Raw genomic sequence first — 12,699 nt, 5'->3', positions numbered from 1 at the left:
GCGGTTATTCCTCGGGTTCCGGATAGCTGTAAAGATGAATGCGGGTGATACCGTAGGTGCGCTCATCGACCCGGGCCAGCGGTGCGAAGGTTTCGGCGAGAATTTCGCTTTTGCCCGTTTCCGCGCAGAGTACGCCGTTGGGAGCAAGGAAACGATTGGCGGCGAGGGTGCGCAGCAGACTCGGCAGAAGATCGCGGCCATAAGGTGGGTCGAGGAAGATCAGGTCGAAGGGCTTGTCTTTTTCCAGAAGAGACAGGGCGTTTCCGGCTTCGGCGCGCACCAGGGTGGCCCGGTTTTCCAGACCGCAGGCGCGCACATTGGCGGGGATTACCAGGCCGGCATCCCGGCCGGCATCCACCAGCCAGGCGTGAGCGGCCCCCCGGCTCAAAGCTTCGATGGCGAGGGCGCCGGTGCCGGCGAAGAGGTCGAGCACTTTCATCCCTTCCAAGGGGCCGAGGCGGCTGTAGAGCATGCTGAAGATCGCTCCACGCACCTTATCGGGGGTCGGACGAATGGCGTCACCGGCAAAAGTCGTCAGGCGTTTTCCTCTTGCCGTCCCGCTGATGATGCGCATGCGCAAATCCGTTTTCCGTGATTAACCCGTTAAAAAATCATAAGTTCCGGAAAAAGCTAGCACGATCCCCCAGCAAGGTCAAGAACTTAGCCGCCTTTTCACCTTGACGGGGGCAGGAGGGAAGGGGTTAAATAATGTTCTTTGAATCTTTCCAAATCTTTCCAAGGAGTCGGCCATGGAACGTCCCGATCTCGCCCCCTATGCCGCGCGCGGTTCCCAGAGCCGCGGGCGTCGTCATCTTGAGCCGTTCAAGGATGATCGTCCTCCCTTTGAAAGAGACCGGGATCGTATCATCCACTGTGCTGCCTTTCGCCGCCTCGAATACAAAACCCAGGTCTTCGTCAATCACGAAGGAGATTACTACCGCACGCGCCTGACCCATTCCCTGGAGGTGGCGCAGATCGGCCGGGGCATCGCCCGGCGCCTGCGTCTTAACGAAGATCTGGTCGAGGCGCTCTCCTTGGCTCATGACCTTGGCCACACCCCTTTCGGCCATACCGGCGAGCAGGTGTTGAACCGACTGATGGCGGATTCCGGCGGCTTCGAACACAACCATCAATCGCTGCGGGTGGTCGAGGTTCTTGAAGAACGCTATCCCGGGTTCACCGGCTTGAATCTCTGCTGGGAAACCCGCGAAGGGATCATCAAGCATTCCACCGATTACGACCAGGCCGCCGACGTAGCCGTTGCCGACTACGACCCCCGCCTGCGTCCCACACTGGAAGCGCAGATCATCGATCTCGCTGATGAAATCGCCTACAACAACCACGATATCGACGACGGCCTGAAGGCGGGCTATATCGGCCTGGAGGAGTTGGATGAATTGACCCTCTGGCGGGAAACCTGGGGGAAGGTGGAGAGGAAATTCCCCGGCCTTGATCGCCAACGGCATATCCACCAGACCATCAGCCATCTCATCGGCATACTGATCGATGATCTGGTGCGAACGACCGAGGACAATCTGCGCCATTACGGCATCATGACCCTGGATGAAGTTCGCCGGCAGCCTCGCCAGCTGGTTCGGCTGAGTGATGAAATTCGTCTGAAAAACAATGAATTGAAGATCTTTCTGCGCAACAAGCTCTATCGTCATTACAAAGTGGAACGGATGCGGGTCAAGGCCGAGCGCATCCTTGAATCGCTCTTCGACAACTACCGCCGCCATCCGACCCTGCTGCCTTACGAAATTCAGGACCGGTTCCCCGTGCACGGCATGGAGCGCTCCATCTGCGATTATGTCGCGGGCATGACCGATCGTTTTGCCATGGATGAATATATTCGTTTCCACGAACCCTATGAGCGGGCTTGAAACGATCCGGCCTGTTGATTGCGGATAATTAAAATTGTTCTTCCCCGTTCCGGGGCCTCCAGTAAAAATATGTCATTTCATGTGGTTATCCATTTTTTTTGTGGTGCGGAACATGGTCAGGGGAGTTCGATCTTGTGCTCTTCCGACGGGCGATAAAGCAGGAACGTTCTACCGAGAATCTGCGCCACCGCCGCGCCGCTCTCCTTCGCCAGAAGTGCCGCGACCTCTTTGCGGTCCAACACACAGCCTTCCTGAATCTTCACCTTGATCAATTCATGTACCCTTAGGGCTTCCTCCAGGGAGGCAAGCAGAGACGGGGTAATTTCTTCTTTGCCGATCATCACCACCGGATTGAGATGATGGCCCAGAGCCTTAAGAAAACGTCTCTGTTTGCTGGTCAGTTCGGTCATCGGCGAACTCCTTTCATGATGCAAGTGGTGGGGCATTATACGTGAACCCCCGGTTCGCGCAATCCTTTTGGCGGTCACTTCCTTTCGCATAATTGCGAAATTTATAAAACTGTTTTTATTTTATTGAAAAGAACCTAGGCAATTTTCATAACCATCTAAAATATAAATAAATATTTGGTTCTATTATTATGTTTGTGGCCTCCCGAAAGGGGATGTGATGGAAATTGTGTTATCTTGGTTTGCATTTCTGCAAATCCATCCCGCCCTGAAAAACTCTCATTTTTGGTTTAGACATTTGTTAACATGCTGGGATAATTACATAATAAAAAAATTAGAAATAAACTAAAACAATGGTATATGAATTGCTCCTGATATGGGACAACGCCTTATCCTCAGCGTCCATCCAGGAGGTTCCCATGCTCAATACATCCCATCTCAGCCGTGCCGGCCTGATTTTCGCCAACGAAACAAATATCACATCCTCCGGCCTCTTCGGTTTCGGTCTCTGTGCCATTCTCGTCAATCTTTTCGCCGCCGGTCATTTTCCCGTAGCTCCGGCGATCTTGGCGATGGGCGTCGGCTACGGCGGCATTTCGCAGATTGTCGTCGGCCTTATGGAATGGCAAAAACAGAATGTCTTCGGTGCGATAACGTTCGTCTCCTTCGGTCTTTTCTGGCTGTCGCTGGTGGGCCTGATAGTTCTTCCCGAAGTCGGTTATGGCACCTTGCCGCAGAGGGAGATCCTTGCGGCCTATCTTTTCTTCTGGGGAGCCTTTGCCGGGCTGTTGCTGGCAAACGCGGTCAAAATCAGCCGCGCCGTACGCTGGATGTTCCTTCTTCTGCTCGGCTACTTTGGTCTCTTCTTTTTCGGCGAAGTAAGCGCATCTCCGGTGCTCTTCCGCCTCGCCTGCTACTTTGGCCTGGCCAGCGGCGGCGCCGCTCTTTATGAAGGAGCGAATCTCCTCATCCGGCAGATTGTTGAACGCTCCTCCGGTCGCTAGGGGGTAACCTCCTGGTTTCAAGTTTTGATCTCTTGCCCATACCCAATTCAGTACAATACAAAGGAGGTTACCCATGAAAAAAACCATCAACGGAATTTCCCTGGCCTATGAGGATATCGGCACGGGTCCCGCGGTTGTACTCGTTCACGGCTTCCCCCTCGACCGGCGTATGTGGCAACCGCAGACGACGGAGTTGGCCCGGGCGGGCTATCGCGTGATCGTTCCCGATCTGCGCGGTTTCGGTCAAAGCCAGGTTCCGTCCAAGGGTTGGACCTTGAGCCATTTGGCCGCCGATCTGGCCGGGCTTCTCAGTTATCTTGGAATTGGGCGCGCCGTCTTCTGCGGATTCGCCATGGGCGGTTCGGTTCTGCTGCAACTTTTGGAAAGGCACCCCGATAAGGTTGCCGGCGCCTGTTTCGTGTCGAGCCGTGTCCGCTGCGACGACATTCTCGAGAAGGTCCGGCGTTCGGAACTAGTTGACAAACTATCAACGGGAAATCGGGAGGAAGTTCTGGCGGTGCTGACCGGCGAGTTGCTGGGGGAAGGGGGAGGGCAACGTCATCCCGAACTGGCCGTCACCCTGCGGGACTGGCTGGAACTGGTCGATACCCGCAGCCTGATCTGGGGCTTGCAGGCCATCCGCGACCGTAAAAATCACCCCCTCGGAATCCGCAAGTTCTTCCAGCCGATCTTGGTGATATCCGGCAGCCGCGATACGCTGATCGCTCCGGAGCATGGCGAGCAGTTGGCCAAGGGGGTGCCTCTCGGGGTCGCCTACGAACTTGCCGATTCGGGGCATCTGGTCAATCTCGAGCAGCCTGAGAAGTTCAACGCTTGTCTGCTTGACTTCCTTGGCGATATTCGCCAAAAACGCTGCAAACAGGCGGAACTGAAACAGGTAGCCTGATTCATTAAAAAACCCTCAACTTTCACGGAGGGTTTTTTTAGTGGCTTGCGAGCTGCCGGGCGATGGCCTGCATCACCCGCTCGACGATCAGGAGGTGAGTCTCCTTGCAATCCTCCAGCGCGAAGAGATCGGAAAAATCGAGGGAGGGGCCGAAAACCACCCGCGCCTTCTGGCCGAATCCCGGAAACTTCCAGTGATTCAGTCCGCTCAGGGCGGTGGGGATGACCTGGGGTCGGACTTCGTAGATAAGTTTGCCGACGCCGCGATTGCCCGCACCGAGTTCGCCGTCGCGATGGCGGGTGCCCTCGGGAAAGAGCATGACCTTTTCCGTGCGCAGCATTTCGTTCAGGGTTTTGCCGGCGCGCACGTCCCGTCCGCGCTTGACCGGGAAAGCGCCCCAGGAGCGAAAGATTCGGCTCCAGAAGGGATGCCGGAAGAGCTCCTCCTTGGCCGGCGCCCAGACCATCTGCAAGGGATGATGTTTAATCACCGCCCAGGGAAGAAAGACCGTTTCATAGCCGGAGATATGATTGGACGCCAGTAAAACGCCGCCCGTGCTGGGGATATGCTCGCCCCCGATTATCTCAAAACGGTTTAAGAATGAAGCGTAAATGCCGATGACATAAGCAGAAAAGGTTACCCAAACTCGTCTTGCCAAGGAAATGTTCACCGCGCCCTCCATCCTTTCCTCATAAGTTTCAATCGCCTCCGCGCCCAAATCCGTTGGCCATTCGCCCGGATTCCGTTGTATATACCATTGGCCCGCCGAAACGACAACCCTGCGCCCATGCCACGGAGTCCCTCTTGCCTTGGATTGTCCTTGCTGTTTTCACAGCCCTTTTGTCCTGGTTGTCCCTGACCCCGGCTCCGCCGAAAATCGATCATGCACTTTTCGGCTGGGACAAGTTCCAACATGCCCTGGCCTATGCTTTTCTGCCCCTCGCGGCCGGCCGGGCCTTTCATCGCCTGCCTTTCTCAATTTACGCCGCCTGGCTGGCGGCGGCGGTTTACGCGATGCTGGTCGGAGGCGGGCTGGAAGTGCTGCAGGGGCTTTCCCGAACGGGCCGTTTCGCCGACTGGGCCGACCTGGCGGCAGATCTTCTCGGTATCCTGCTTGTCTTGATCCCGCTGGGATTTTGGCACATGCGGACTAAGCGGCGGTAACCGCGACGATCGCCTCGTAGGCAACATCGGCCAGCTGCCCGAGTTCCAACGTTTCAATGGTCAAAGGCGGCATGAAGTAGACGACGTTCCCGAGAGGACGCAACAGCGCCCCCTTTTCCAGCGCTCGGCGATAAACAGCGTAACCGCGCCGTTCCTGCCAAGGGTAGGGGGTTTTCCCTGTTTTGTCCCGGACCATTTCGATGGCGGCGACCAACCCCTGCTGCCGGAACTCACCGACCTGGGGCAGGGCCTCGAAGCGATCTTTCTGGCTAGCCAGAAACGCCATCTTCGGGACCATCCCTTCGAGGATTCTTTCCTCCTTGAAAATATTCAGAACCTCACAGGCCAGGGCGCAGGCGAGGGGATTGCCCGAATAGCTGTGGGAATGAAGAAAGGCCTTGAGAGTGGAGTAGTCATCGTAGAAGGCGTCGTAGAGGTTCCGGCCGGTCAAGACGACGGCGAGGGGCATATAGCCTCCGGTGATCCCCTTGGAGAGACAGAGCAGGTCGGGACTGACCGCGGCGTGTTCGTTGGCGAAGAGGCGGCCGGTGCGGCCGAAGCCAACGGCGATTTCGTCGGCGATGTAGTGAATCTGCCAACGGTCGCAAAGTTCCCGAAGTTTTTTCAGATAGATCGGCGGATAGATGCGCATGCCCGCCGCGCACTGGATCAGCGGTTCGATAATAACGGCGGCGATCTTCCGGTGGTGTTCGGCGACCGTCTCTTCCATGGCGGTGAAGCACTCGGCGTCGCAGTTGTTCCGGTTGCGGCCATAAGGGCAGCGGTAGCAGTCGGGCCCTTGAACCTGAAAGCCGTCGAGGAGGAGGGGCTGGTAGATATCCTTGTACAGGCCGCAGCCGCCCACGGAGAGGGCGCCGAGGGTTTCGCCGTGATAGGCCTCGCTGATGGAGACGAACCGGGTTTTGTCCGCATGTCCCGTCTGCCGCCAATACTGGAAGCTCATCTTCAGCGCGGCTTCCACGGCGGCCGAGCCGTTGTCGGTGAAAAAGACCTTCTCCAGCCCCGGCGGCGCTACTTCACAGAGGCGGGCGGCCAAGGTCACGGCCGGCTCGTGGGTGAAGCCGGCGAAGATATGATGAGCAACTTTCCCCGCCTGTTCGCCGAGGGCGCGGTTGAGCCGGGGATGGTTATGGCCGAAGAGATTTACCCACCAGCTGGAAACCCCATCAATATAGCTTTTGCCGTCAACATCGAAAAGATAGACCCCTTCCGCCCGGGCGATGGGGATCGGCGGCAGGGCTTCGTGATCCTTTTCCTGGGTACAGGGGTGCCAGACGTGGCGCCGGTCAAGGCGCAGGAGTTCAGCCTTCTCCATGGTCAGACATCGAGCCCGGAGAGAAGCCAGTGCAGGGTCGGCACCCGCTCCAGCTGGTCGGCTAGGGACTCGGCCTGCTCGTGCGGGGAACCCGAAACCTGCCCGAGAACCGCCAGCAGGTCGCCGGATGCGACCTCGACCAAGGCGTTAGGCGCCTGGGCCTCGGCTTCGTCAGGAGTTGGCGGCATGTTGTTGACGATGTAGCCGGCCAGGGGAATTTCCAGAGAGCGCGCGGCATGCATGGTCAGCAGGGTGTGGTTGATGGTTCCGAGCTTCGGAAGGCAAACGGTGAGCAGGGGATAGCCCAGGGACTTGACCAGATCGAGCAGCAGGACCGCTCCCGAAAGGGGGACCATAAGGCCGCCGGCGCCTTCGATGAGCAGATAGTCGTGACGCTCGGCGAGGGTACGGGCCGCTTCGAGCAGGTCACCGAAGATGATGCGCCCGCCTTCCTTCTTCGCTGCCAAGGAAGGGGCCAGCGGCGCGCGCAGACGGTAAGGGGAGATCAGGTCGATCTCGTCATGGCTGTCGGCGGCCCATTGTAGCAGTTGACCGTCAGCGCCGAGTCCGGCGGGATCACTCACGCCCGTCTCCACCGGTTTCATCACCCCCACGTCATAGCCCCGCCGGCGTAGAAAAAGCGCCAAAGCAGCGGTCACCAGGGTCTTGCCGACCCCCGTATCGGTGCCGGTAACGAAAAGGCCTTTCTTAGTACGTGTCTCGCTCATCAAATTCCATCTCCAGATCGCGGAACATACGCAAGTCGTCTTCGACGTTGCGTCCGCTGGTGGTCAGGTAGTTGCCGATCATGACGCCGTCGGCGCCGGCCAAAAATATCCAGGATTGCAGGTCGCGCAGGTTATGCTCCCGCCCGCCGCAGATCCTGATGGCGGTCTTCGGCAGCAGATAGCGGAAGAGGGCGACGGCGCGCAGGCAGTCGAGAGGGCTCACTTGCTCACTCCCTGCCAACGGCGTACCGGGAATCGGGTGGAGAAAGTTGAGCGGAACCGAATCGACCTCCAGTTCGCGCAGGGTCAGAGCCAGTTCCAGCCGCTGCTCCGGCGACTCCCCGAGGCCGAGAATTCCGCCGCAGCATACCCGCATTCCCGCCGCCTTGGCAACCCTCACCGTGGCGATGTCCTCCTCATAGTCATGGGTGGTGCAGATCCACGGAAAGAAGGAGCGGGCGGTTTCCAGATTATGATGATAGGTAACGCAGCCCGCTTCACGCAGGGCGCGAGCGGTTTCCTCATCGAGGATGCCGAGGGAGGCGGAAGGGTGGATGCTGGTCGTCGCGCGAATCTCACGGATCGCCGCGAGGAGTTCGTCAAATTCCCGACCGGCCGTGACCCGGCTGCCGCTGGTGACGATGCCGAAGCAATGGGCGCCCAGGGTATCCGCTTTTCGCGCTTCCGCCACGATTTCCGCCGCGTTTTTCAAGGGATAGACCGGGGCCTCGGTCCGGTGATGAGACGATTGGGCACAAAAGGCGCAGTTTTCGGAGCAGCGTCCCGACTTGGCGTTGATGATGACGCAGGCGCGTACCCTGCGACCGAAACGCCGCTCACGCAAAAATTGCGCTCCGGCAAGGATAAAACCGAGGTTTGCACCCTGCGCGGCGAGGATACCGAGGGCCTCTTCACGACCGAGAACTTCCCCTCGCAGGGCTTTATCAAGGATGATCCGATGACTGGGTTCCATAATTGGCTCCTTTGAATTGGAGCGTGATTATAGGCAGTTCGGGTCGATTGTCAACCATTTCAACAACGGTGGTTCACGATTCGGCTCTAACCTTGACCCAAAATATGGAATAAATTTACCCAATTCGTATTGACAGCAATTTTCAGTAATGATAAAACGCTATTTTATTTAATTGTTATCCGGAGTTTTTCATGGTCAAAAAACTGATTGGTAAGAAACTCAAATCCACCCGTTTGAAGAACGAGATGACCATTCAGGACTTGGCGGATCGGTCGCGCGTCTCCTCAAACATGATTTCCCGGATCGAACGCGGCCTGACGGTCCCTTCCGTCGAAATCCTGATGAAACTGGCCAATGCTTTCGGCATGAGCATCAACTTTTTCGTCGAGGAAGCAGAAAAAGGATCAACCGTCGTTTTCACCAGAGCCGGGCAGGGGGAGCCGATCTTTTTCTTCGAGGATAAGCATCAGATCACCAGTCTGACCCAAGGCATCCGCGACCCGAATTTCGCGGTGTTTTACGATGCCCTGGAAAAAGATTGCAGCAGCGGCGAGGGGGGAATGATCCATAACGGCGAAGAATTCGCTCTGGTCCTCGAAGGACGCTTGCAGTTCATGGTCAATGGCGACGCTTATGTGCTGGAAAAGGGGGATTCCCTGGTCTTCAAGGCATCTCTGCCCCACACTTGGAAGAATGTCCACGATGGCCAGACGATCGTGATGTGGGTGGTTTCGCCGGCGCCGAACCTGGCGCAATGAGTCGGACCGTGAACAAGGCCGTCCCCGGAAGGAAAACGCCATGAAAATCAAGAAGATCGTCGGAAAAAAGCTGAAAAACATCCGTCTCAAGCGGGATCTCACCATTCAGGAACTGGCCGAACGCTCCAAGGTTTCTTCAAACATGATTTCCCGGATCGAGCGGGGCTTGACGATCCCCTCGGTAGAGATCCTGATGAAGCTGGCAGCGGTTTTCGATAAAAGCATCAACTACTTCGTCGAGGAGGTGACGACCACCAATGAGATCGTCTATACCTCGTCGGGGCAGCGGGACAAGACGGTTTACGACGATGAGCATAACATGCAGACCGAGTCCTTCACTTCGGGCCTGCGCGATCCCCAATTCATGTCCTTTTACTGCACGGTAAAAAAAGGAGGGACAAGCGGCTCCCAGAAAATGTATCATCCGGGTGATGAACTGATCTATGTCCTCGAAGGCACCCTGGAAATCACGATCGCCGGAGAGCGTTACCTGCTTCGTCCCGGAGACAGCATCTCCTTCAAATCCCACTTACCCCACCGCTGGGACAACATCGGCGAGCAGGACGCCAAGGTCATCTGGACTCTTTCCCCCTTCACCACCATCTAAAACGTGAAAGGCCCCGTTCATGGGCTTGCTGAGCCGCTTCTTCTCTCCCAAAAATCCCCTTGAAAATCTTCGCCGCCTGGCCCGTGATGAACGTTGGGCCGATCTCTTGCGTCTCGGCGAGGCCCCCGACGAAGACCTCGCTCTCGAAATCCGGGACGAATGGCATGCCCTGCTGACTCTCGCCGGTGACCGGCTGGCGGAACTCAATCTCGCCGAGGGAGAAGCTTGCTTAAATATCGGCGACCGGGAACGGGCTTTGGAACATTTTCAACTGGCTGCCGAGCATGGTCGTTCCGAAGTTTTGCGGGAGGATGCGCGACGTCGTCTGACCGAACTCTCTCTTCCGTCCCCTTCGCGTCCACCAAGTTCCGAGACATCCGCCTGCTGCCCTTCGGGATGCGCTGCTTCCCTCGGGAAAGCGCCGGGAGAGGCGGAAGCGCCCGACCTGGAGACCCGGTTGGAACTGGTGCTTTCCAACTACCCACCGGAACTAGCCGAGTTGTACCGGCAGGTCGGCACCGCCTTTCGCCGAGCCTTTCTTGCCGCTCACGACGGGCGCGACGGTGAGGCACTGGCGGGTTTCGATGCGTTGCCCGCTGAAGAACAGGATGCCTCTTTCCATTTCGAACGGGGCGCCCTGCTCGCCCGGATGGGAGATGTCGCCGCCGGACGTTGGAATCTGGAAAAGGCGGTGGCCCTGAATCCTGCCCATGTTTTGGCTCTGGAAACCCTGGTGCGCCTCGATTTTCTCGAAAAGCGTCCGCAAAAGGCGGAAGAACGCCTTACGCGGATGCTTGCGGCGCAACTGGTGCCGGCCTTCTGCCATGGCTGCCTAGCCCGTTTGCGGGCGGCGGAAGGAGATTTTTCCGCCGCATTGCTTCATGGTGAGGAAGCCCTGCGGGAAGGGCCGGTGGAGATGGACGTCCTGCTTCTGCTCGCGTCTCTTTACGAGCGGGAAGGCCGGTTCACGGAAGCGGAAAATCTGTTGCGGCGGCTTCCCGGTTCGGGTTGCGGCGGCGCCTCTCATGTTCTGCTCGCCGAATTCTGGCTGCGGCGAGGAGAGTCCTTAAAGAAAGCGCTGGAATCATTCCGTGCCGAAGCTCGTCGCGATCCCGGTAATCCCCGCTGGCAACTGCGCATGGCTCAGGTCTGCGCAGCCTTGGGCTGGCTGAAAGACGGTCGTCCTTGGCTGGATCGACTGCCCGCCTTGGATGACTTGCCTTCCGAATTGCGCCAAGAGGCCGGCGAAGTGCTCGCCCTCTACGGTAAGTAGCTGATAATTCATAACCTCCTATTGACAGCGGGGTGATGGTAAGTATATTGTTAGAAAAATTGCAGGTTCGGTAAGAACTTGCACAGGGGAAGGGCAAGTTCGCAGGGTTCATACCTTTAGGAGGTACCATGAACAAGTCGGAACTGGTGGAAAGCCTGGCCAACAAGAAGAATCTGACTTACAAGAAGGCCGAGGAAATCGTCAATCTTATTTTCGATTCCATGACCCAGGCTCTCGTCGAGGGGGGGCGCATCGAAATCCGCGGTTTTGGTAGTTTCGTGGTCAAGGATTACAAATCGTACATGGGCCGCAATCCCAAGACCGGCGAAGTGATTCAGGTGCTGCCCAAGAAGCTTCCCTTTTTCAAGGTCGGTAAGGAACTGCGCGAGCGGGTCAATCATTCCTAGCGTCGCACCCTTTCTCTTCCCCCCATCCGCAGAAAAATCCGAACCGGGGTCGTAAACCCCGGTTTTTTCTTGGGATATGTGGTGAGCACGTTGCGTTCGGTGTCCACCCAGTGATATTTTTAGTAGAAATCCCGTTTTTTCTTTCACCGCCAATTCTTGATCCGGGACTTCATGAAACGCTTGCCGCTTATCCTGCTTGTTGCCCATCCGCTCATCGGCCTACCGTTTAGACCTGTCTTGGCCAATTCCACCCAATATGGCGATATCGGCCTTCTTTCGCAGCCTTCCGCGGAAACCCTCCATGTCGACAATATCGGCATCGGCCTCTGGGGTGATCATGTCTGATCTGAATCTATTGCCGCTTAAGGCGAGCGCCCTTTTCGCCGGCATGACCGAAGGGGAAATCCTTTCCCTGAATCTTCTTTTTCAAGAAAAGCCGGTTCCCGCCGGGAAGACCGTTTTTATCGAAAACATGCCCGGCGAATCCCTCTACCTGATTCGCGAGGGAACCATCCGTATTTCCAAAATGCTCGCTGAAGGGGATGAACAAACCCTGGTCGTCCTTGCCGCCGAAGACACCTTCGGCGAGATGGCGGTGCTGGACAGCGCTCCCCGTTCCGCCACCGCCCGGGTGATCGAGGATGCCCGGTTGCTGGCTATCGGCCGGGAGCCTTTCGAACGTTTCTGTGACAACCATCCCGCCTTGGGGCTGAAACTGCTGCGCAACATCAGCCGCATTTTCGCCCGACGGGTGCGTGAAGAGCATGAGGAGTTTCGTGCCCTGTTTCATCTCGTCGCCGGGCGCAAAGAGACCTGAACCGGAACCGTACAGAGGATTGCCGCTGGAGTCTGGTTGCGGGGTATTCCCCTGAACCGTGGCGCGGGAATTTGCCGGCTCGCACCCCTGTTTAATATTTGTTCAGAACAGCCCGGAAACATCCTAATGAGCGTTCTGGACGATCTTTCCCTGGTTCTCAAGACGCAGATCACCCATTTAATCTTTTCCGCCATCGATCTCAACCTGTCGGATTCCTTGAAATTGTGCGGGCATCTGCACGATTCCGTCTTGGGCGGAGTCGCCGATTTTACGATCCCTTTTCCATTGAAAAAAAGTGATGCCTCCTTTATGATGCCACCGCAAAAAGAGAAGATCCGACAAATAGTTTAAATCATTAGATTATTTGCAATTTTTTTCTTGCGCCGGGACGTAATCTATGGTATATTCCTCAACAATTCCAATGCCTTGCGAGGG

At 57.0% G+C, this 12,699-nt stretch carries 17 protein-coding genes; 11 read left to right on the top strand and 6 right to left on the bottom strand.

The features are described from left to right. Positions 1-4: 4 nt before the first annotated feature. The gene (gene rsmD / locus RBR25_RS02825; protein ID WP_432818013.1) at positions 5-574 is read right to left on the bottom strand and encodes a 16S rRNA (guanine(966)-N(2))-methyltransferase RsmD; all 570 of its coding nucleotides are present in this window, start codon (positions 572-574) and stop codon (positions 5-7) included. A 175-nt stretch (positions 575-749) separates the two neighbouring features. On the opposite strand from rsmD, the gene RBR25_RS02820 reads away from it, so the two are divergent. Beyond that, complete coding sequence (locus RBR25_RS02820; protein ID WP_432818012.1) at positions 750-1,883, top strand: deoxyguanosinetriphosphate triphosphohydrolase; 1,134 nt, start codon at positions 750-752, stop codon at positions 1,881-1,883. Positions 1,884-1,999: 116 nt separating this feature from the next. On the opposite strand, the gene yhbY is transcribed toward RBR25_RS02820, so the two are convergent. Then, positions 2,000-2,293 (bottom strand): ribosome assembly RNA-binding protein YhbY, encoded by a 294-nt coding sequence (gene yhbY, locus RBR25_RS02815; RefSeq protein WP_432818011.1) that lies wholly within the window; start codon positions 2,291-2,293, stop codon positions 2,000-2,002. 416 nt (positions 2,294-2,709) lie between these two features. On the opposite strand from yhbY, the gene RBR25_RS02810 reads away from it, so the two are divergent. Beyond that, positions 2,710-3,294 (top strand): acetate uptake transporter, encoded by a 585-nt coding sequence (locus tag RBR25_RS02810; RefSeq protein ID WP_432818010.1) that lies wholly within the window; start codon positions 2,710-2,712, stop codon positions 3,292-3,294. Positions 3,295-3,367: 73 nt separating this feature from the next. Continuing rightward, positions 3,368-4,201 carry an alpha/beta fold hydrolase gene (locus RBR25_RS02805; protein ID WP_432818009.1) on the top strand — a complete coding sequence of 278 codons (834 nt, stop codon included), beginning with the start codon at positions 3,368-3,370 and terminating at the stop codon, positions 4,199-4,201. Positions 4,202-4,238: 37 nt separating this feature from the next. On the opposite strand, the gene RBR25_RS02800 is transcribed toward RBR25_RS02805, so the two are convergent. Further along, on the bottom strand, positions 4,239-4,871 hold the full coding sequence (locus tag RBR25_RS02800; RefSeq protein ID WP_432818008.1) for a lysophospholipid acyltransferase family protein: 633 nt from the start codon (positions 4,869-4,871) through the stop codon (positions 4,239-4,241). Between the two features lie 134 nt (positions 4,872-5,005). Here RBR25_RS02800 and RBR25_RS02795 point away from each other — a divergent pair, with 134 nt between their 5' ends. Further along, the gene (locus tag RBR25_RS02795) at positions 5,006-5,365 is read left to right on the top strand and encodes a VanZ family protein (protein ID WP_432818007.1); all 360 of its coding nucleotides are present in this window, start codon (positions 5,006-5,008) and stop codon (positions 5,363-5,365) included. On the opposite strand, the gene bioA is transcribed toward RBR25_RS02795, so the two are convergent. Genes bioA through bioB form a run of 3 tightly spaced genes read right to left on the bottom strand, consistent with a single transcriptional unit; the run spans position 5,352 to position 8,402 of the window. Then, complete coding sequence (gene bioA, locus RBR25_RS02790; RefSeq protein WP_432818006.1) at positions 5,352-6,701, bottom strand: adenosylmethionine--8-amino-7-oxononanoate transaminase; 1,350 nt, start codon at positions 6,699-6,701, stop codon at positions 5,352-5,354. The genes RBR25_RS02795 and bioA overlap by 14 nt on opposite strands. Before the next feature lie 2 nt (positions 6,702-6,703). Further along, positions 6,704-7,429, bottom strand: coding sequence for a dethiobiotin synthase (bioD, locus tag RBR25_RS02785; protein ID WP_432818005.1), 726 nt, complete (start codon positions 7,427-7,429; stop codon positions 6,704-6,706). Then, positions 7,410-8,402: a biotin synthase BioB gene (bioB, locus tag RBR25_RS02780; protein WP_432818004.1), complete on the bottom strand. Its 993-nt coding sequence runs from the start codon at positions 8,400-8,402 to the stop codon at positions 7,410-7,412. Before bioB ends, bioD begins: the two co-directional genes overlap by 20 nt. 191 nt (positions 8,403-8,593) lie before the next feature. Here bioB and RBR25_RS02775 point away from each other — a divergent pair, with 191 nt between their 5' ends. From RBR25_RS02775 to RBR25_RS02745, 7 genes are all read left to right on the top strand, one after another. Beyond that, positions 8,594-9,160, top strand: coding sequence for a helix-turn-helix domain-containing protein (locus RBR25_RS02775; protein WP_432818003.1), 567 nt, complete (start codon positions 8,594-8,596; stop codon positions 9,158-9,160). A gap of 40 nt (positions 9,161-9,200) precedes the next feature. After that, positions 9,201-9,767 carry a helix-turn-helix domain-containing protein gene (locus tag RBR25_RS02770; protein ID WP_432818002.1) on the top strand — a complete coding sequence of 189 codons (567 nt, stop codon included), beginning with the start codon at positions 9,201-9,203 and terminating at the stop codon, positions 9,765-9,767. Between the two features lie 19 nt (positions 9,768-9,786). Further along, positions 9,787-11,040, top strand: coding sequence for a tetratricopeptide repeat protein (locus tag RBR25_RS02765; RefSeq protein WP_432818001.1), 1,254 nt, complete (start codon positions 9,787-9,789; stop codon positions 11,038-11,040). Positions 11,041-11,168: 128 nt separating this feature from the next. Further along, positions 11,169-11,447: an HU family DNA-binding protein gene (locus RBR25_RS02760; RefSeq protein ID WP_432818000.1), complete on the top strand. Its 279-nt coding sequence runs from the start codon at positions 11,169-11,171 to the stop codon at positions 11,445-11,447. Between the two features lie 171 nt (positions 11,448-11,618). After that, positions 11,619-11,792, top strand: coding sequence for a hypothetical protein (locus tag RBR25_RS02755; RefSeq protein WP_432817999.1), 174 nt, complete (start codon positions 11,619-11,621; stop codon positions 11,790-11,792). Continuing rightward, the gene (locus RBR25_RS02750) at positions 11,785-12,264 is read left to right on the top strand and encodes a cyclic nucleotide-binding domain-containing protein (protein ID WP_432817998.1); all 480 of its coding nucleotides are present in this window, start codon (positions 11,785-11,787) and stop codon (positions 12,262-12,264) included. The genes RBR25_RS02755 and RBR25_RS02750 overlap by 8 nt, the downstream gene beginning before the upstream one ends. 126 nt (positions 12,265-12,390) lie before the next feature. Beyond that, positions 12,391-12,615: a hypothetical protein gene (locus RBR25_RS02745; protein WP_432817997.1), complete on the top strand. Its 225-nt coding sequence runs from the start codon at positions 12,391-12,393 to the stop codon at positions 12,613-12,615. Positions 12,616-12,699 lie beyond the last annotated feature (84 nt).

The sequence above is a fragment of the Trichloromonas sp. genome (assembly GCF_034006665.1).
Lineage (GTDB): Bacteria > Desulfobacterota > Desulfuromonadia > Desulfuromonadales > Trichloromonadaceae > Trichloromonas.
Note: the sequence above shows the minus strand (reverse complement) of the source record. Positions and strands in the feature narration are given on the sequence as shown.

Bases quoted from the DNA above. Each gene is read 5' to 3' on its own strand.
- RBR25_RS02755 (WP_432817999.1), top strand. From the start codon at position 11,619: ATGAAACGCTTGCCGCTTATCCTGCTTGTTGCCCATCCGCTCATCGGC.
- RBR25_RS02745 (WP_432817997.1), top strand. From the start codon at position 12,391: ATGAGCGTTCTGGACGATCTTTCCCTGGTTCTCAAGACGCAGATCACC.
- RBR25_RS02765 (WP_432818001.1), top strand. From the start codon at position 9,787: ATGGGCTTGCTGAGCCGCTTCTTCTCTCCCAAAAATCCCCTTGAAAAT.
- RBR25_RS02770 (WP_432818002.1), top strand. From the start codon at position 9,201: ATGAAAATCAAGAAGATCGTCGGAAAAAAGCTGAAAAACATCCGTCTC.
- bioD (WP_432818005.1), bottom strand. From the start codon at position 7,429: ATGAGCGAGACACGTACTAAGAAAGGCCTTTTCGTTACCGGCACCGAT.
- RBR25_RS02750 (WP_432817998.1), top strand. From the start codon at position 11,785: ATGTCTGATCTGAATCTATTGCCGCTTAAGGCGAGCGCCCTTTTCGCC.
- rsmD (WP_432818013.1), bottom strand. From the start codon at position 574: ATGCGCATCATCAGCGGGACGGCAAGAGGAAAACGCCTGACGACTTTT.
- yhbY (WP_432818011.1), bottom strand. From the start codon at position 2,293: ATGACCGAACTGACCAGCAAACAGAGACGTTTTCTTAAGGCTCTGGGC.
- bioB (WP_432818004.1), bottom strand. From the start codon at position 8,402: ATGGAACCCAGTCATCGGATCATCCTTGATAAAGCCCTGCGAGGGGAA.
- RBR25_RS02810 (WP_432818010.1), top strand. From the start codon at position 2,710: ATGCTCAATACATCCCATCTCAGCCGTGCCGGCCTGATTTTCGCCAAC.
- RBR25_RS02775 (WP_432818003.1), top strand. From the start codon at position 8,594: ATGGTCAAAAAACTGATTGGTAAGAAACTCAAATCCACCCGTTTGAAG.
- RBR25_RS02805 (WP_432818009.1), top strand. From the start codon at position 3,368: ATGAAAAAAACCATCAACGGAATTTCCCTGGCCTATGAGGATATCGGC.
- bioA (WP_432818006.1), bottom strand. From the start codon at position 6,701: ATGGAGAAGGCTGAACTCCTGCGCCTTGACCGGCGCCACGTCTGGCAC.
- RBR25_RS02760 (WP_432818000.1), top strand. From the start codon at position 11,169: ATGAACAAGTCGGAACTGGTGGAAAGCCTGGCCAACAAGAAGAATCTG.
- RBR25_RS02820 (WP_432818012.1), top strand. From the start codon at position 750: ATGGAACGTCCCGATCTCGCCCCCTATGCCGCGCGCGGTTCCCAGAGC.